The following is a 17,465-nucleotide window of genomic DNA, read 5'->3' on the forward strand; positions in this document are numbered from 1 at the left end:
TTCAGGGACAGGTATCCCGACGCAGCCCCCGGACAAGGCTGGAAGCCCGCAAGACAGGCAAATGGCACCCAGCCCGGACACCCTGGCTTTTAAATCTCCCAACCCAAGCCGGCAATTGGCCCCACCCGCCCTACGGCCCCCGGTCAGGCACCCAAGTCGCTCAGTCGACCCCAGCACATAGGCGACCGAAACAAGCCCGACCACGGACGACACAGGCCTCTCAGAGTTGACCGTGACACATGGGAGGTCTCGACAAGCTCGACCACCGGAGGTGACGGGTTCTCTCGGCTCTGAGGCGGGCGTGGTCTCGGCAGGCTCGACCACCGGGACGGCGAAGCGTGGCCTAGGACGCTTCAAAGCGATTTCACAGTTGATGCCGAAGGTGCAGACGGGTTGACTCGCCAAAGTCGGATCAAGGCATCAGGACCGACCCAGGAGAGACAAGATGAGCCGCGTACCCGAACCCGAGAAGACCGTTGAAGGCCCCGCCTACGAAGGACGTCTGCTTCCCCGCCCGGCGGAGGAGGTGGTCGACCAGGGGGCCGGCTTCGACGTCACGACGCTGCTGACGCGCCGCCGGATCCTCGGGCTGGTCGGCGTCGGGGTCGGGGCGGCTGCCTTGGCCGCGTGCGGGTCCGCCTCATCGAGCTCGTCCGGCTCCTCCAGCGGCTCCGCGGCCACCACCGATGGCGAGATCCCGCAGGAGACCAACGGTCCCTACCCGGCCGATGGGACCAACGGCACCAACGTGCTGACCGACTCCGGGATCGTACGCAGCGACATCACGACCAGTCTCGACGGCGGCACCACGGTCGACGGTGTGCCGCTCACCTTCACCTTCACGGTGACCGACATGGCCAACGGCGACGTGCCCTTCGAAGGTGTCGCCGTCTACCTGTGGCAGTGCGACGCGCTGGGCCGCTATTCGATGTACTCCGAAGGCGTCGAGGACGAGACGTACCTCCGTGGTGTCCAGGTCGCCGATGCCAAGGGGCAGGTGACCTTCAAGACCATCGTCCCCGGCTGCTACGACGGCCGCTGGACCCACATGCACTTCGAGGTCTACTCCGACGCCGACTCGGCCACGACCGGCGAGAACGCGATCGCGACCTCTCAGGTCGCCTTCCCGGAGGAGATGCTCACCACGGTCTACCAGGACGACGCGTACGAGGGCTCGGCCGAGAACCTGACCAAGGTCAGCCTCGACACCGACAACGTCTTCAGCGACGGCTACGACCTCGAGATGGGCACGTTCGCCGGCAGCCCCAGCACCGGCTACAAGGGCTCACTCTCGGTCGCCGTCGACACCACCACCGAGGTCTCCATGGGTGCAGCGCCGGGTGGCGGCGCCCCGCCGAATCGGCGCTGATGTCCCACCAAACCCGCCGACTCGACGCGAAGTTCTGGGGCAGATGCGCCGAGTCGGCGAATCAGTTGACCTTGCGCTCGCGGTCGCCCCAGTAGGGCTCGCGAAGCTTGAACTTCTGGAGCTTCCCGGTGGCGGTGCGGGCCAGGGAGTCGCGGAACTCGACGACGGTCGGCGCCTTGTAGCCGGCGGCCCGCTCCTTGCACCAGGCGATCAGCTCCTCCTGGGTCGCTGTGGCACCCTCGGCGAGGACGACGAGAGCCAGGATGGTCTCGCCCCACTTCTCGCTCGGGATGCCGATGACGGCGACCTCGGCGACCGAGGGATGAAGGAAGAGGACGTCTTCCACCTCCGCGCTCGAGACGTTCTCACCGCCGGTGATGATGACGTCCTTGATGCGGTCGGAGATGGTGAGGTAGCCGTCGTCGCCGATGCTGCCGCCGTCGCCGGTGTGGAACCAGCCGTCGGCCAGCGCCTTCTCGCTCTCCTCGGGCTTCTCCCAGTAGCCCTCGAGGACCACGTTGGACCGAGCCAGCACCTCGTTGGAAGGCGAGATGTCGAGGCTCACGCCGATCGCGGGCGCGCCGGCACGGGTCAGCTTCGTGGCGCGCTCCATCGGGTCGAGGTCGTCCCACTCGGCGCGGGTGCGGTTGATGGTCAGCAGCGGCGAGGTCTCGGTGAGGCCGTAGATCTGGATGAACTCCCAGCCGAGCTCCTCCTGGACCCGGACGACGGTCTTCGTCGGCGGCGGAGCACCCGCCATGATGATCCGGACCCGGTCGCGTCCGGGGATCTCGCCCTCGGTGACCTGCCACTGCGGAAGCGCGTCGAGCACCGCGGCCGCCACCGCTGGGGCGGCGCACATGTAGGTGACCCCGTGGTCACGTACGCGGCGCAGGATCTCCATCCCGTCCACCTTGCGCAGAACCACGTGCTTGATGCCGAGACCGGTCGCCGCGAACGGCATCCCCCACCCGTTGGCGTGGAACATCGGCAGCGTGTGCAGGTAGACGTCGCGGTCGCTGCAGCCGGCGTGCAGCGCGAAGGTGAGCGCGTTGGTCCAGATGTTGCGATGGGTGATCTGCACGCCCTTGGGCCGGGCGGTGGTGCCGGAGGTGTAGTTGATCGCCGCGGTCGCGTTCTCGTCGGGCTCCCACGGCACCGGCTCGACGCCCTCGTCGGCATAGAGGGCGGCGTCGTCGCCGAGCACGAAGCGATGCTTGGCGGTCACGTCCTTCAGCGCCTCGTCGATCTCGGGGTCGACCCAGAGCACCGAGGCACCCGACTGCGCCACGATGTAGGCGACCTCGTCGGGCCGCAGCCGGAAGTTGACCGGCACCAGGATCCGGCCGTAGCCGGAGACCCCGTAGAAGGCGGTCAACAGCCGCGCGGAGTTGTGGGACACGATCGCGACGCGCTCCCCCACCCCGATGCCGAGCTCGTCCAGCTTCGCCGCCATCCGCTTCGCGAGCGTCTTCATCTCGGCGTACGTCACCTCCCCGAGGGAGGCAGCCGGCTGGTCGGGCTCGTCGACGATCCCCACCCGCTCGCCGTAGACGGATGCGGCACGGTCGATGAAGTCGTTGACGCTGAACGGAACGAACACGGGCTACCTCCAGTTGCATGTCGTGACCCGCATCACTGTATCCATGAGAGCTCTCTCATGGACCCCCGCAACTGACCCGTGGTCAGGCAGTATCGAAGCGTCATGTCCCGCACCCTCAAGCTCCTGCTCACCGTCGCCGTCGCCGTACTCATGGTCGTCGGCGTCTACCTCGCCGGGTCGTTCGCCGGTGCCTCGGAGAACGACCCGCCACCCCGCGAGCCCGTCGTGCTCCCCTCGGACACGACCTCCCCCAGCACCGGTACGCCGAGCACCAGGTCGCCGAGCCCGTCAACGCGCGTCCCCGTCGTCTCCCCCAGCCCGGTGGACGATGATGATGACGACGATGACGACGACCGCGATGACGACTGAGCCGGAGCCACCCGAGGCCGGCACACCCCCGCCGCGCCGGGGGTTGTCGGTCCGCGCCCGGATCACCGCCTCGGTCGCCCTCCTGGTGACGCTCGCCCTCGCCGGCGCGGGACTCATCGTCTACGTCGTCGAGCTCGGCCGTGTCGAGGCGGCGATGCAGCGCGAGGTCGAGCAGGAGCTCGACGAGTTCGCCAAGCTTCGTCAGGAGGGCGTCGACCCCGAGACCGGCGCCCCGTTCAACGTGGAGGGCCTGCTGCTGACGTTCCTACGCCGCAACGTGCCCGACGACGACGAGCTCCTGGTCGCCTGGGTCGACGGCCGTCCGCGCGCCCATTTCCCCGAGGATCCTCTGGTCACCTCGCCACGGTTCCGCAACGCCGTCGACGACCTGGTCCTCAACGGCGGCACGACCTACCTCGACACCTCCAAGGGCGAGGTACGCATCACCAGCCAGCCGGTGCGCCAGGACGGCGCCACGGGCACGACCGAAGGCGCGCTCCTGGTCGTCTCCTACCTCGACGAGGACCGTGCCGAGCTGCGCAGCACCATGGGGACCTACACGATCGTGGCCGGCCTGCTGGCCCTGCTCGTCACTCTCGTCGCGGCCTGGCAGTCCGGGCGGCTGCTGGCCCCGCTGACCAGGCTGAGGCATGCGACCGGCTCGGTCAGCGCCACCGACCTCTCCGCGCGTCTCCCCGAGTCGGGGAACGATGACATCTCGGCTCTGACCAGGAACTTCAACGACATGCTGGCCCGTCTGGAGCAGGCTTTCACCGACCAGCGCCAGTTCCTCGACGACGCCGGCCACGAGCTGCGTACGCCGCTGACGATCATCGGTGGCCACCTCGAGCTCCTCGACGAGTCCGACCCGACCGAGGTCGAGCAGACCAGGCGGCTGGCGCTCGACGAGGTCGACCGGATGAGCCGTCTGGTCGGCGACCTGATCCTGCTGGCCAAGCACGACCGGCCGGACTTCCTCACCCTGGAGGAGGTCGACGTCGACACCCTCACCGAGGACATCCTGGCCAAGGCCAGCGCGCTCGCCGACCGCGACTGGCACCTGGACGCGGCCACTCCCGGCACCTGGCGTCTGGACCCGCAGCGGGTCACCCAGGCGATGCTGCAGCTGTGCGACAACGCCGTCGGCCACACCTCGCCCGGCGACCAGATCGCGGTCGGCTCGGAGACCGTGGATGACACCCTGCGGCTGTGGGTGCGCGACACCGGCCCTGGTGTGCCGGCCGAGGACCGGGAACGGATCTTCGAGCGGTTCGCGCGTGGCGCCGAGCCCAACGCCCAGCCCGGCTCGGGCGACCGTCCGGGCCTCGGTCTCGGTCTGGCCATCGTCTCCGCCATCGCCGGCGCCCACGGCGGCACCGTGGGTGTGGAGGACGCGACGCCGTCCGGCGCCCGCTTCACGATCACCCTGCCCGCACGCACCGAAGGAGAGGCATGGCCCGCATCCTGATCGTCGAGGACGAGGACCGCATCGCGGCCTTCCTCGCCAAGGGCCTGAGCGCGGACGGCCACCAGGTCAGCACCGTCGCCGACGGGCTGGCGGGACTCGAGGAGGCGCTCAGCGGCGCCTTCGACCTGATGGTGCTCGACATCGGGCTCCCGACCATCGACGGCTTCGAGGTGCTCGACCAGCTCCGCGCCCAGGGGTCAAGGATGCCGGTGGTGGTCCTCACCGCCCGCGACTCGGTGCACGACACCGTCTCCGCGCTCGAGGGCGGGGCCGACGACTACCTGGCCAAGCCCTTCCGCTTCGCCGAGCTGCGGGCCCGGATCCACGTACGCCTGCGGCAGCAGGACCGCACCGACGCCGAGGTGGGCGAGCTCCGCTCCGGCTCGGTCGGGCTGGACCTGCGTACACGGCGACTGCGGGTCGACGGGCGCGAGAGCGACCTCTCGGCGCGCGAGTTCGCGTTGGCCGAGGTGCTGCTGCGCCATCCAGGGCAGGTCCTCTCCCGCGCGCAGCTGCTCGACCTGGCCTGGGGCATGGACTTCGACCCGGGCTCCAACGTCGTCGACGTCTACGTCGGCTACCTGCGCAAGAAGCTGGGCTCGGCCCGGGTCGAGACCGTACGCGGCATGGGCTACCGCTTCCAGCCCTGACCCGGACCCGGGGGAATCAGTCCAGAGGATCAGCCGAGTCGCAGGCCGCCCAGCGAGGCTCGCGGAAGGCGCTCCAGCGCGGGTGAGACCGTCTCGGCGATCTCGGCCGGCGCGGGCCGGTCGCCGGCGGCCGGGGCTAGGCACGCCTCGATGACCTTGACGACCTCGGGCGGCGTACGTCTGGGGAGGGCGCCGGGCCGGGAGACGAGCTGCGGGTAGCGCTCGGTGCGTTCGGTGGCCGATGGGTCGCCATGGGGGAACGGCCGGTCGCCGGCGACGGCGTGGAAGAGCGTCGCGCCCAGGGCCCAGACGTCGCTGGCTGGGCCGACCTCGCCGCGCTCACCGGGCAGGCACTGCTCCGGCGCCATGTAGGCGTCCGTGCCGATCTCGTGGCGCAGCGCGGCCGCCGCGGCCGCCGGCCGGGCCACGGAGAGGTCGATCAGCCGGGCCGGCGAGCCCATGATCAGGTTGCTCGGCTTGACGTCGAGGTGCACCCAGCCGGAGCGGCGCAGGTAGTGCAGCGCCGAGGCGAGGTCGAGCGCGAGCGGCAGGTACTGCTGCTCCGGGAGGCGACCGTGGCGGCGGATGAGCGTCGAGAGCCGGGGGCCCTCGACATGCTCCATCACCACGTACGGGCGCTCGGCGTCGAGGTCCTCGCGCAGGCCGCGGACGAGGACCGGGTGCTTCAGCTGCGTCAGGGCGTCGGTCTCGCGCCGGAGCGCGTTGCGGCTCTTCTCGCTGTCGACCAGGTTCGGTCGCAGCACCTTGGCCACGACCGGCCCGTAGGTGACCTCGTCGAAGGCGAGGAAGGCCTCGTACGACGAGCCGCCCCCGAGCAGCCGCATGGCGGTCAGCTCGGGGGTGATCGCGTCACCCTGGGCCAGATCCCAGGTGTCGGTCATCGTCGGACTCAGTCCTTGGTCTTGTCGTTGGTCTTGTCGTTCGTCTTGTCGTCCTTGGTGACGTCGTTCTTGGTGTCGTCGTCCTTGGTGTTGTCCTTGGTCTGGTCGTCGCGGGTGTTGTCGCGAGTGGCGTCCTTGGTCGCCTTGGTCACGCCGGTCCCGTTGGTCGCGTCGTCGTCGGCACCGTCGCGGGTGACGTCGTCGGCGTCGTTGTCGTCGTCATCGTCGACGGTGGTCACCTGGGAGTTGGACTTCTCCTCACGCTTGGCAAAGCCGTCGTCATCGGCAGCGGCAGCGCTCTGGTAGCTGAACACACCAGCCGCGACCACGCCGACCAGGCCGGTTCCAAGGATCATCGGAAGCTTCTTCATCATTCGTCCCTTTCAGGTTCTGCCCCGGGTGTTCCCGGCGCCATGCAAGAACCATCTCGACCCGCGGTGAGGTGATCGTGAGACGACCATGAGAGCTCTCTCATCCGCGAGCCGGTTCGGGTCCTGAGGCCGGCGGTGGTAGGAACGTCCCGTGAAAAGCAGCGAGAGGCGCGAGATCGCGCTCAAGGTCGGCATCCTGCTGCTGGTCGGGGTGCTGATCTCGGTCGCCGGCTACGGCTACTCGCGCTCACGTTTCCGCGAGCACGCCACCGAGCAGGCCGAGACTGCCGCCAGCCGGTTCGCCCGCACCACGAGCTGGACCACGGTTGCTGCGAAGCCGGAGCTGGTGACGCAGTGGGCACAAGCCTGTCCCTCGGTCCAGACCCCGCCCACCGAGAAGACGGCTGACGCGCGCAGCCACCTGGAGAAGGTACGCATCACCTCGACCGATCTCACCGAGTCGGGGGCCGTGGTGCAGCTGACCCCCGACGGTGGTCAGTCCGTGTTCACCCTCGTCGTCACCCGCTCCGGGAAGGGCAAGGACGAGGAGTGGCGGGTGACCGAGGTGACCTGCGCAGGCGGCTGAGATCGGCCCGTCTGACATCTGCCAACGGTGGGTACCACACAGATATGGACACCGCTGGATTCACCAACCTGTTGACCCGCCCCGGGCCTTACGCGACTGTCCTGGCCGACGTCAGCCAGGACTCGGAGAACGCGGCCCATGCCAAGGAGCTGCGCGTGCGCGCCGCCTGCGAGGAGCTCTCCGCGCAGGGCGCACCACCCGACGTCGTGGCCGAGGTCTCTGAGCGGCTGGAGGCGAACGTACGCCTCCCTGCGCCCGCTGCCCGCGTCGTCGTCGCGACACCTGAGGGGATCGCCTACGACGAGGTCGCCGTCGCCGAGGTGCCGAACCACGTCGCGACCTGGGACGCGCTGCCCGACCTCGGCTCCTGGATCGCCGCCCGCGACTCGTCGGTGTCGTTCGTGCTGGTCCTGGTCGACCACGCGGGCGGCGAGATCTCGCTCTGGGACTCGGGAATGCCTCGGCCGACAAGCACGACCACCGTCGAGGGTGACGAGCTCGAGCACATTCAGAAGGTGCAGGACGACGTCGGGTGGGCGGCCTACCGCATGCAGCAGACCACCGACAACGTCTGGCGCCACAACGCCGACAAGGTGGCTGACGAGGTGGTCGGGCTGGTCCGCGAGCACGGCCACGATCTCGTACTCGTCGGCGGCGACCCGACCTCGTTGAGCAGGCTGAAGGACGTCCTCGCCGACCAGCCCATCGAGGTGGTCGAGCTGGAGAGCGGGCAGCGTGCCGCCGACGGCGGCGAAGAGGCCCTTCACGACGCGATCCGCAGCGCGCTCATGGACCGTGTCGTACGCCGCCGCACCGCGCTCGTCCGGCGCCTCGAGGAGGCCTGGGGCAGGGGCGACCGCGCGGCCACCGGCGTACGCGACGTCGCCGACGCCTTCGTCACCGGCCGCGTCGAGACCCTGCTGATCGACCCCGACGCACTGGCCGGGCGCACACTCGACCCGGCGGACCATCCGGGCCTCACCTTCGGCGAGGCTCCGGTCTCCGGTCCGGTCGAGGCCGGCGAGGCGCTCATCGCCGCCGCCGTCCTCACCGACGCGGAGATCTGCGTCCTCCCCGCCAGCGTGCTCGGCGACGCACCGGTGGCCGCGCTGCTGCGCTGGGCCTGAGCCGGCTCCCGCTCAGCGGCTCGCGCTCAGCGGCGCCAGGCTCTGATCTTGTCCGGCTCGGGATCGGGAGACTCGGTCGCCGCCCAGACCTTGCGCCACTCGGCGATCTCCTCACCTGCCGGGTCGGGGGTGCGGTCCTCGGCGGCGCGGCGCATCGAGGCGTACCAGTCGGTGGCGTCCTCGTCGAGCAACCGCGAGACCGCCGACCGGATCCGGGGCGCGAACTCGCGCACCGACTCACCCGCGGCCGGGTGGAGCGGTTCTCCGAAGCGTACGGTCAGCTGGCGACGGCCGCCGGACCTGTCCTTGCCGGGCCAGTTCATCCCGCGCGGCATCGCCGCGTAGGTGCCCCGGTGGGCGATCGGCACGACCGGGACGCCGTACTCGGTGGCCAGATAGGCCGCGCCCGACCGGAACCGACCCACGGTGCCGTCCTTGGAGCGGGTGCCCTCGGGGAAGACGACCAGCGACCAGCCCTCGGCGAGCACCTCGCCCGGCTGGGTCGCCAGCGCGCCGCCGCGGCGGTCGATCGGGAGCGTGTTGAAGACCAGCGAGGAGCCCACCGCCCGCCACCAGGTGTCGAAGAAGTAGTCCGCCGCGGCCGCCACCGCCGTACGCCGCCGCCACTCGTCCGGGAGGCTCAGCAGGATCAGCGGGGTGTCGAGGTGGGAGGCGTGGTTGGCCACGAAGATCACCGGCCCGTCGAGCCGCTCGAGCACGTCGAGCCCCTCCACCTGGGTCTTCACCTGCGACCGGAAGACCGCCTCGAGCCCCGTCTGCGCCACCTCGCGGACCGCTCTCGCAGCCGGCCGGCGTGACCACTCGTTGTCGAACACCGTCGTCGTCGCCGGTGGCACGAACGGCTCCGCCGAGCGCGGCACCTGCGCCCGGTGACCCCACCGCCAGCCCCGTTTCATGAGGCGTACGTCGCGGGCCGTGTCCTTCCAGAAGCTGCTCATGCGGACCTCCCCGACCCCGCTGGTTGAGCCGCCCACGCTGGTCGAGCCGGATTCGTGAGGGACGAACGAATCCGTGTCGAGACCAACACGGTCCCGTCCGCGCTCGATCCGACTGTGTTGGTCTCGACACGCTCGCTGGCGCTCGCGGCTCGACCGACGACGGCACTCGCGGCTCGACCGACGATGGCGCTCATCGGACGTCCGCCAGGAGGTGCGGAGGGTTGCGCAGGTAGGTGATCGACGGCGACGGCCCGACCGTGGAGGACGCCATCTCCAGCGCGTCCCGCAGCGTCGAGGCCGAGCGGAAGCCCATCCGCGCGGCCGCCCTCGGGTTCCCGCCGACCCAGATCACGTCGCCGAGGTGGTCGAGGGCGTGGGCGATCCAGTACCACATGTAGAACGGGTGGACCCCGTGGTAGGCGTTCGAGGTGCGATAGAGGTGGACGTACCAGGGGTCGGTGGCGAACTGCTCCTCGAACTTCGGCCCGATCAGCGCCGGGTCGGTCGTGTCGGCCAGCACCTCCTCGTAGAAGTCCACGTAGGAGGGGTGGGTGAGGGTGTTGAAGCCTTCGTCGAGCGGGTGGTAGAGGATCGCGACGCCGCCCTCACGTACGACCGGCTGCCGCAGGTAGGAGTTGAAGTAGTAGCCCAGCCCCATGCACGCGGCCAGGATCGGGTTCATGGTCGAGTTGACGTTGTAGGGACCCAGGAACGGCACCCCCATCACCATCACGTCGGACTGCCCCTCGACCTTGACCCGCTGCTGCTGGTGGACGCGCTGCACGGTCAGCTCGTGCACCGGCTCGACGGCTCCGGCGGTGATCCCGGTCAGCCCGTAGTTGGACCGCAGGTCGTGGAACATCTTGTGACGCATCTTCTGCGGTGCGACCGCCAGCCCGCGGCGCAGGCCGAGCACCGTGGCCTGGTCGCGCAACGACCACTCCCACTCGCGCTTGAGCAGCGTGTCGTACGGCTTCCCGAAGACCTCGTTGTCGAGCGTCGTCTCGATCTGGAAGACCTTGACGTGCTCGCCGATCAGCCGGCCCATCCGCCATGCGGAGGAGTGCATCTCGGAGTGCTTGTGGTCCATGAACGAGCGCGAGTGCACCATCGTCTTGGCGTTGTGGTGGTGCTTGATCGACTTGTAGGACGCCAGCCCGATGCCGACCGACTTGTGGCCGCCGTCCATGGCGACCAGGTTGACGTTGACGTAGACCAGCAGGTCGGAGGTGGCCGCCCGCTTGTTGATCTCGACGTCCTCGCCCTTCTCGGTCTGCCCCATGTGCTCGAGGTTGGCGCGGTCCTCGGCGTCGTGGTTGTAGAGCTTCCCCGACGGCGCGAAGCTGCGGAAGACGCGCTCGCCGACGATGTGCCTCATCTCGGCGTCGGTCATCCGGCGGTGCAGGGCGAGGGCCGCGACGATCTCGACGTCGTCGACACCCTTCTCCGCGGCGATCGTGAGCACCTGCTCGATGATCCGGCCCCGGATGTCGGGGGCCTTCATGGACGGCAGCGGCAGGGAGAGATCGTCGAAGGCGATCGTGAGCCGCATCCCGGGGAACATCAGCTCGCGCAGCGGCTCGGAGTCGACCGGGTTCTCCAGCGACTCCCGGATCGCCCCCTCCACGTCCGGCACCGTCGGCAACGACTCGGGCGGGTAGATCACCCGGGTGCCCTGCGGGAACTCCTCGAGCCGGAACCCGAGTCCCTCGTGGACGAGCAGGGGCGGCGTACGGTCGTCGACCTCCAGCACAAAACCTGGCCGAGTCATCGATGAGTCTCCTTTGGACGACGGATCATTTGGTCTGGCGGGGGTCGAACGCCACCTTGACGGTGCCGAGCCGACCGGCTGAGTGAGCATGGTCGAGAGCCTCGCGCCAGCGGTGGAGCGGGTAGGGCGCGACGGTCTTGGCCAGACGGCACATGGCGTCGTGGCCGACCAGGTCGAGCGCAGTCGCGAAGTCGCCGGCCCCGCGAGAGGAGGCGTACGTCCCGACCACCTCGAGCTCCCGGAACCACGCTGCGGACAGGTCGGCCGACGCGGGCATCCCGGAGAGCACCACGCGGCCACCGGCGCGGGTGGCGTGCAGACAGGTCTGCAGCGACTCCTTCGAGCCGACCGCGTCGACGGTCACGTCCACGCCGCCGAGCAGGTAGGGCGCCGCCATCATCTCCGGTTCGATCATGAAGGCGCTGGTCGCGCGCCGGATCCTGCGCAGTGTCTCCGAGGGCGCGACCACCTCGGTCGCGCCGAACTGCAGCGCCAGCTCCCGCTGGTGGGCGTGCTTGGCGACGACCACGATCTCGCCGGCGTCGGTGAGCTCACGCAGCGCGAGCGTGGCCAGCAAGCCGACCGCACCGGCGCCCGAGACGAGCACCCGGTCGCCCGGCTTGACCGCGGCTCGTCGCGCCGTGTGGACCGCACAGGCGACCGGCTCGGCGAGCAGCGCCTGCTCGTCGGAGTAGCCCTCCGGCACGACGTGAAGCTGGGAGCGGTGCACCGAGAGCTGCTGCGACCAGCCGCCACCGGTGTCGTGGCAGAAGCCGGTCTGCAGCCCGGAGGAGATGTCGCCGACGGTGATCCGGGAGCACCGGTTGGTCTCGCCTCGCGCACACGCCTCGCACGCCTCCAGCCCTCGCGCCGCGCAGGTCAGGACCGGGTCGATCACGACCCGCGTCCCCGCCTCCAGGTCGCCACAGGGGTCGATCAGCTCGCCCACGATCTCGTGGCCGGGCACGAACGGCAGGCTCACCAGCGGCTGGAAGTAGAGGCTCGTCCGCCCCGACAGCATCCCCAGGTCGGACCCGCAGATGCCGGAGAGCGAGACCCGCAGTCGGGCCCATCCCTCGTGCTCGACCCGCGGTGCTTCGAGCGTGACCATCCGCAGCGGCGCCGCCGCGCCGGTCAGCAGCAGCGGCATCCGTCCGCCGGCGACCTTGCCCAGCGCCGTCTTGGCGACACTGCGGTACATCTCGAGCGCGAGCATTCAGACCCTCCTCTTCGGTCTCGTCGATCTCAACGGTTCAGCCCGGCCGGGTCGAGCGTCCGGCTCGCATGCCCCGGGGACTCCCAGTCGACGATCGCCCAGTGTGACTTCTTGGCGTGCCGGAAGAGCGGTACGTCGGGCCGGACCGCGACCGGATGCCCGACCGCCGCGAGCAGCGGGAGGTCAGAGTGGGAGTCGGCGTAGGCGAAGGAGTCGGCGGTCGAGATGCCCTCGCGACGGGACCACTCGCGGACGAACGCACCGCGGGACTCACCGACCAGCGGCGAGGCGGCCAGGTGACCGTTGCAGAAGCCTCGGTCGTCGACGGCCAGGTCGGCCGCCTCGATGTGGTCGAACAGCGGCAGCAGCGGCCTGGTCAGCGGCCGGATCGCACCGGTGACCAGCACCGTCACGTGCCCCGCGGCGCGATGCTTCCGGATCCGCCGGACCGCGTCCGGCGCCAGCCGCCCGAGGATGTGCGTGGTCAGGTGCTCGTCGACGATCTCGTCCAGGTCGGAGAGGCGCGCGCCGGCGTACTCCCGGTAGACCGTACGCAGCAGCGCGCTCCGCTCGGACCGGTCCGTCCACACGTACTTGGGCACCTTGCCGGCCACGCGCGCGATCTCCGCCGCCTTGGCCGTGCCCGAGAGCTCACCGAGCCGGAGCCACAGGTAGGTCTCGATCACGTTGGAGGACATCAGCGTGCCGTCGAGGTCGAAGAAGGCGGCGACGCGGCCCTCCTCGGGGGTCGAGGGCTTCGAGAGCTTGGGCAGCGTGCCGGCGACCGGCCGCTTCCGCAGCTTGCGCAGCTCGTCGAGCTCACGGACCGGCTTGGTGACCGAGGGCACGTGGATGTCGTGGAGATAGGCGTGCCAGTCGATGACCGCGGTGTCGAAGGCGAACGTCTCCTGGTCGGCCGGCGACAGCGACCGATAGAGGGAGAGCGTGTTGGTGTCGACGAAACGCAGGTCGGCCTGGGCGTACTCCTTGTAGAGGTCCAGGTAGCGCCGGAGGAACTGCAGCCGCCGCCCCTGCCGGTCCAGGTCGCGCGCCCACCCTCGGGCCCGGTCGCTGCGCGGCGCCAGCCCGAGGAGCGTGTCGGCGATCTTGTGCACCTTCTCCCCGGTGGTCATCAGCCGTTCGACCGACGCCCCGCCCTGGAAGGTCCACTCCGGCAGCCTGGCCGCGCCCCGGTCCCCCGCTGCGAACGGCTCCTTCTCGAAGTAGGAGCGCACGCTCTCGTAGAGCATCCCGAAGGTCAGCGGGTTCCGGTCGCCGGAGGCGAGATGGAAGTACGCCGGCTCCCCCTGCTCCGGCGGGTGGGCCAGGCACGCCACGATCGAGGCGACGACATGGTCGACCGGCACGATGTCGGCCGTCGTGTCCGCGGCGGCGGGGAAGAGCGGCAGCTCACCGCGGCCGTAGGCCAGGATCAGCGGCTCGGCCATCTTGAAGCCCTCGATCCAGCCCGGGTAGGGACGCGCGAGGGCCGACTCGATGATGGCCGGACGGTAGATCGTCGCGCGCCGACCGCTGGCGGCATAGCCCTCGACGACCCGCTCCCCCAGCGCCTTGGTGAAGGTGTAGCAGTCGGTCCAGCCGAGCGAGCGCGCCCGCTCGGCGCCGAGGCGTACGAGCTCCTTCTTCACCCACTGCTTGCGCGCCTCCTCGGCGGCAGCGGCGACCGTCATCATGCCCGCGCGACCGTGCTCGCGCTCGGCCTGCTTGCGCAGCTTGGAGATCACCTCGACGCTGCGGGAGCGGTCCTCGACCGCGGCGCGCTGCGCCACGCCCCAGGCGAGCTCGGCCTCGACGTCGACAGAGTGCTCGACCGGGCCCTCCGGGATGGCCCCGCGGCGGCGGCCGGAGACGTAGGCGGTGGAGACGTGCAGATAGTGGATGTCACGTCCGGTCTCCTCGATCCGCCTGAGCAGCTCGCGGACGCCGACGACGTTGGTGACGAACCCCTCGTCGACCGGCGGGTCGAAGGAGACATCGCCCGCCGAGTGCACCACGGCGTCCAGATCGTCCGGGAGCGCGGGCGGATCGGAGAGGTCGCCCTCGACGACGTTCACCTCCGCGTCCGCGACGGTCTCGAAGATCGGCTTGGTCAGCATCTTCGCGATCCGCTCGGCTCCCGAGACCGACCCCTTGGGCCGGACGAGAACGCTGAGGCGTGCGTCTGGCACCTCGGTCAGCAGCAGATGCAGCAGCGCTTCGCCGACGAACCCGGTCACCCCGGTGAGCAGCACATGCTGTCCCGCGAGCCGTTCTCCGATTTCAGAGTTCACGCCTGTGATTCTGCACAATCAAGCAAGGACCGCACGGGAATTCTGATCAAATCGGGCACACCCAACCTTCGGCGAGGCTCGCTACGTGTAAGCCATCGGACAACCGATCAGGAGACCGATGTGCTGACCAACCTACTCGAAGAGCTCGCCCGTGAGGCGCCTTCCGACGGCGATGCGCCGGAACTGCTGTGGCGACGTGGCCGCCGCGTGGCGCGTACGCAGCGCCTCGGCACGATCGCCATCGCTGCCGTGGCCTGCGTGCTGCTGATCGCGCTCGGCACGGCGACCTGGCAGCAGCGCGCGGTCGACCTGCCAGCGACGGATGCCGAGACCGGCACCTACCTCCCGACTCGCTTCCACCCACCGAGCCCCTACCTTCCTGGCACCGACTCGGCGGGACCGATGGGAAGACTGGTCGCCACGATCGACGCGTCGCGGTTGGGTTGGCTGGGCGGCACCGAAGGCCTGGTCGGCGTCTCTGCCGAGACCGGGGCGTACGCCTTCCTCGATCTGCCGGACGCGGCCACCGCCTACCTGGGCGAGGCGTTGCTCTCCCCCGATGGCCGACATGTGGCCTACTGGACCACCGGCGAGGTCGCCGACCCGATTCCTGCTCTCGAAGGGGGCACGCTCAACGGTTACGCGGTCTATGACACCGTGACTGGCGAGGTGGTCACCCAGACGCCCCGCACCGAGCGCGGGATCGGGGGTGGCACCCTGGTCTGGTTCGACCCCATCCACCTCGGCGTCGAGTTCGGGCAGATGCGGGACTGCTGCATGTCCACGGATGCCCGAAGCATGATCTTCGACCTGAGCACTGGCCAGACCTCTGCGATCAGTTCATCCCTCAACACGGCAAGCACGACCGGCGTCGGCACAGTGATCGTCTCTGGCGAGGAGTCGGTCATCCTGGAGACTGACGGGACGACCGTTCCCGCTCAGATCCCCATGACTGGCGGACGGATCAACGGTTCGCAGTTCCTCGCCCTCACTCCGGACTCGAAACGCGTCGCGGCCATCTTCGGCAACGGCATACCGGGCCGGATCAGCGTGAAGAACGTCGACGACGACGACGTTGGTGATCCGCTCCCGGGCAACTACCTCGGCGTGACCTCGTGGCTCGACGAGTCCCATGTCGCCGCCCTGAGAGGCAACAGCGACAGCACCGACATCGACCTGGTCTCCGTCGACATCAGCGATGGTTCCACCGAAGTACTCAGCGCGAACGCCAACAACGCCCGCTTCGCGATCAACCTGCTCGATTCGCCGGTGAAGAACCAGCCGGCCCCGCCGCACCCCCGGTCTCCGTGGATCCCGACAATCGGGGCTGCCGCGACGATCGCCGTCGCCGCGTGGGCACTCATCGTCTGGAGGCGCCGTGCAAGAGCCTGACGGTCATCTCTTCGACGCGTTCGTCATCACCCGCCGCCCGGCGCTGCTGCGTACCGCGTACCTCCTCACCGGACATGCGGAGGACGCCGAGGACCTCGTCCAGACCACGCTCATCAAGGTGGTGCCGAAGTGGGGCAGGATCCAGGACAACCCGGAGCCGTACGTCCGTAAGGTGCTCGCCCGAGAAGCAACCAACCGATGGCGAACCCGCCGCTGGCGCGAGACCCTTGTCGAGCATCTGCCCGATCGGGAGGGGCCCGGGGCGAGCCTCACCTGGAGCCTCACCGTCCGGGATGCGCTGCTGCAGCTGCCGCCCCGGCAGCGTGCCGTCATCGTCCTGCGCTACTACGACGACCTCACCGAACGCGAGACCGCCGCCACCCTCGGCATCGCGATCGGCACCGTCAAGTCCCAGACCAGCGACGCGCTCACGCGGCTACGCACCTTGATCCCCGACCTCTCCGCCTCCGACGACTCCTCGGTTGCGAGCCTGCGAGGGTGACCTGCGAAACTGGCGAGACTTCCGCAACCCCGAGGAGGCGTACGTGTCGAGGAAGCTGCTCAGCATCGCAGCCGTCCTCTCCGCGACCGCTCTCGCGGGCTGCGGCTCCGGGGAGCCCACCACCAGCAGCCCCGGGCCGAGCCCGGCGACCTCCGCGCCCGCCACGGCTGGTGGCCCCTGCCTCTTCGATCCTGCCGAGGTATCCAGCGCCATTCCTGGTTCCTGGTCGCATACCGCCGACGAGGACGTCTGCACCTACACCAGCGACCGGGGCGCCATCTTCGTGACCACGCTCGTCGACACCTCTGTCGGGGCGGGGCTTTCCGCTAGTCGGGAGGACTGCATCGCTTCTCCTTCGCCTGTCGAGATCGGCGAGCGGGCTTTTGTCTGCATCGAGTCGCACGATGACGGCGATCTCGTTGTCGGCAACGTTGCCGTCGGGAGTCGGCTCTGGTCGCTCGTCATCGTGCCGGATGAGGGTGTTGATGATGCTGAGCTTCGGGCTATGGGGCGGCTTGTGGAGATGGTTGCTGGGTCGTAGGGCCCCTTCCCGCTGGCTGAGCTTGTCGAGACCTTTCCCGCTGGTCGAGCCGCCGGCTTCCCGCTGGTCGAGCCGCTGGTCTCGCTCGCTGGTCGAGCCGCCGGAGCCGCTAGGCGGAGGCGTGTCGAGACCAACACGGTTCTGGTCGGGGAAACCTCGCTACGCGACTGTTTCTTCGCTTCTAGGGTTCGCCGCCGACCCTTCCTCCAGTGTTTCTCGATCCGGCACCGCGTCAAGGACGGGCCTTCGGCCCGCCGGCTTCGCCGGCCGCTTCGCGGTCCTTGACTCGGCACCTGATCGAGAAAGATTTCGCCTATATCGGGGCGGCGGCGAGGGTGTGGCGCGGGG

16 protein-coding genes are annotated in these 17,465 nt (G+C 69.6%); 9 read left to right on the top strand and 7 right to left on the bottom strand.

Annotated elements, in window-relative coordinates; translation table 11 throughout:
- Nucleotides 1-445: 445 nt before the first annotated feature.
- Nucleotides 446-1,369: an intradiol ring-cleavage dioxygenase gene (locus H5T77_RS23140; protein WP_292652963.1), complete on the top strand. Its 924-nt coding sequence runs from the start codon at nt 446-448 to the stop codon at nt 1,367-1,369.
- 61 nt (nt 1,370-1,430) lie between these two features.
- Here H5T77_RS23140 and H5T77_RS23145 read toward each other — a convergent pair whose 3' ends face one another.
- Nucleotides 1,431-2,972, bottom strand: coding sequence for an AMP-binding protein (locus H5T77_RS23145; RefSeq protein ID WP_292652964.1), 1,542 nt, complete (start codon nt 2,970-2,972; stop codon nt 1,431-1,433).
- Nucleotides 2,973-3,074: 102 nt separating this feature from the next.
- Here H5T77_RS23145 and H5T77_RS23150 point away from each other — a divergent pair, with 102 nt between their 5' ends.
- From H5T77_RS23150 to H5T77_RS23160, 3 genes are read left to right on the top strand one after another with little or no spacing between them, the layout of a single operon-like run.
- Nucleotides 3,075-3,341 (top strand): hypothetical protein, encoded by a 267-nt coding sequence (locus H5T77_RS23150; protein ID WP_292652965.1) that lies wholly within the window; start codon nt 3,075-3,077, stop codon nt 3,339-3,341.
- Nucleotides 3,316-4,809 (top strand): sensor histidine kinase, encoded by a 1,494-nt coding sequence (locus H5T77_RS23155; RefSeq protein ID WP_292652966.1) that lies wholly within the window; start codon nt 3,316-3,318, stop codon nt 4,807-4,809. Before H5T77_RS23150 ends, H5T77_RS23155 begins: the two co-directional genes overlap by 26 nt.
- Nucleotides 4,794-5,459 (top strand): response regulator transcription factor, encoded by a 666-nt coding sequence (locus tag H5T77_RS23160; protein WP_292652967.1) that lies wholly within the window; start codon nt 4,794-4,796, stop codon nt 5,457-5,459. Before H5T77_RS23155 ends, H5T77_RS23160 begins: the two co-directional genes overlap by 16 nt.
- 29 nt (nt 5,460-5,488) lie before the next feature.
- Here H5T77_RS23160 and H5T77_RS23165 read toward each other — a convergent pair whose 3' ends face one another.
- Both H5T77_RS23165 and H5T77_RS23170 read right to left on the bottom strand, forming a co-directional pair.
- Nucleotides 5,489-6,361, bottom strand: coding sequence for a serine/threonine-protein kinase (locus H5T77_RS23165; RefSeq protein WP_292652968.1), 873 nt, complete (start codon nt 6,359-6,361; stop codon nt 5,489-5,491).
- Nucleotides 6,362-6,369: 8 nt separating this feature from the next.
- Nucleotides 6,370-6,717: a hypothetical protein gene (locus H5T77_RS23170; protein WP_292652969.1), complete on the bottom strand. Its 348-nt coding sequence runs from the start codon at nt 6,715-6,717 to the stop codon at nt 6,370-6,372.
- A gap of 166 nt (nt 6,718-6,883) precedes the next feature.
- On the opposite strand from H5T77_RS23170, the gene H5T77_RS23175 reads away from it, so the two are divergent.
- Nucleotides 6,884-7,318, top strand: a complete 435-nt coding sequence (locus H5T77_RS23175; RefSeq protein ID WP_292652970.1) for a hypothetical protein — start codon at nt 6,884-6,886, stop codon at nt 7,316-7,318.
- 44 nt (nt 7,319-7,362) lie between these two features.
- On the top strand, nt 7,363-8,445 hold the full coding sequence (locus tag H5T77_RS23180) for a baeRF2 domain-containing protein (protein ID WP_292652971.1): 1,083 nt from the start codon (nt 7,363-7,365) through the stop codon (nt 8,443-8,445).
- Nucleotides 8,446-8,471: 26 nt separating this feature from the next.
- Here the strand turns inward: H5T77_RS23180 and H5T77_RS23185 are convergent, their stop codons facing one another.
- The 4 genes from H5T77_RS23185 to H5T77_RS23200 form a co-directional block, all read right to left on the bottom strand.
- Nucleotides 8,472-9,404, bottom strand: a complete 933-nt coding sequence (locus H5T77_RS23185; protein WP_292652972.1) for a lysophospholipid acyltransferase family protein — start codon at nt 9,402-9,404, stop codon at nt 8,472-8,474.
- Between the two features lie 190 nt (nt 9,405-9,594).
- On the bottom strand, nt 9,595-11,175 hold the full coding sequence (larAH, locus tag H5T77_RS23190; RefSeq protein WP_292652973.1) for an NPN-dependent hydroxyacid isomerase, LarAH14/15/16 family: 1,581 nt from the start codon (nt 11,173-11,175) through the stop codon (nt 9,595-9,597).
- 25 nt (nt 11,176-11,200) lie between these two features.
- Entirely contained in the window at nt 11,201-12,391 is a 1,191-nt protein-coding gene (locus H5T77_RS23195) for a zinc-dependent alcohol dehydrogenase (protein ID WP_292652974.1), read from the bottom strand.
- A gap of 29 nt (nt 12,392-12,420) precedes the next feature.
- Nucleotides 12,421-14,682 (bottom strand): HAD-IB family hydrolase, encoded by a 2,262-nt coding sequence (locus H5T77_RS23200; RefSeq protein WP_292652975.1) that lies wholly within the window; start codon nt 14,680-14,682, stop codon nt 12,421-12,423.
- Nucleotides 14,683-14,802: 120 nt separating this feature from the next.
- Between H5T77_RS23200 and H5T77_RS23205 the strand changes: the two genes are divergently transcribed.
- The 3 genes from H5T77_RS23205 to H5T77_RS23215 are packed head-to-tail and all read left to right on the top strand — an operon-like array spanning nt 14,803 to nt 17,117.
- Entirely contained in the window at nt 14,803-16,074 is a 1,272-nt protein-coding gene (locus H5T77_RS23205) for a hypothetical protein (RefSeq protein ID WP_292652976.1), read from the top strand.
- Complete coding sequence (locus H5T77_RS23210; protein ID WP_292652977.1) at nt 16,061-16,576, top strand: SigE family RNA polymerase sigma factor; 516 nt, start codon at nt 16,061-16,063, stop codon at nt 16,574-16,576. The genes H5T77_RS23205 and H5T77_RS23210 overlap by 14 nt, the downstream gene beginning before the upstream one ends.
- Nucleotides 16,577-16,619: 43 nt before the next feature.
- The gene (locus H5T77_RS23215; protein ID WP_292652978.1) at nt 16,620-17,117 is read left to right on the top strand and encodes a hypothetical protein; all 498 of its coding nucleotides are present in this window, start codon (nt 16,620-16,622) and stop codon (nt 17,115-17,117) included.
- Nucleotides 17,118-17,465 lie beyond the last annotated feature (348 nt).

The sequence above is a fragment of the Nocardioides sp. genome (assembly GCF_014360585.1).
In the GTDB taxonomy this organism is placed as follows: Bacteria; Actinomycetota; Actinomycetes; order Propionibacteriales; family Nocardioidaceae; genus Nocardioides.

Coding starts and splice junctions, on each gene's coding strand:
- H5T77_RS23140 (WP_292652963.1), top strand. CDS start 446: ATGAGCCGCGTACCCGAACCCGAGAAGACCGTTGAAGGCCCCGCCTAC.
- H5T77_RS23150 (WP_292652965.1), top strand. CDS start 3,075: ATGTCCCGCACCCTCAAGCTCCTGCTCACCGTCGCCGTCGCCGTACTC.
- H5T77_RS23155 (WP_292652966.1), top strand. CDS start 3,316: ATGACGACGACCGCGATGACGACTGAGCCGGAGCCACCCGAGGCCGGC.
- H5T77_RS23160 (WP_292652967.1), top strand. CDS start 4,794: ATGGCCCGCATCCTGATCGTCGAGGACGAGGACCGCATCGCGGCCTTC.
- H5T77_RS23165 (WP_292652968.1), bottom strand. CDS start 6,361: ATGACCGACACCTGGGATCTGGCCCAGGGTGACGCGATCACCCCCGAG.
- H5T77_RS23170 (WP_292652969.1), bottom strand. CDS start 6,717: ATGATCCTTGGAACCGGCCTGGTCGGCGTGGTCGCGGCTGGTGTGTTC.
- H5T77_RS23180 (WP_292652971.1), top strand. CDS start 7,363: ATGGACACCGCTGGATTCACCAACCTGTTGACCCGCCCCGGGCCTTAC.
- H5T77_RS23185 (WP_292652972.1), bottom strand. CDS start 9,404: ATGAGCAGCTTCTGGAAGGACACGGCCCGCGACGTACGCCTCATGAAA.
- larAH (WP_292652973.1), bottom strand. CDS start 11,175: ATGACTCGGCCAGGTTTTGTGCTGGAGGTCGACGACCGTACGCCGCCC.
- H5T77_RS23195 (WP_292652974.1), bottom strand. CDS start 12,391: ATGCTCGCGCTCGAGATGTACCGCAGTGTCGCCAAGACGGCGCTGGGC.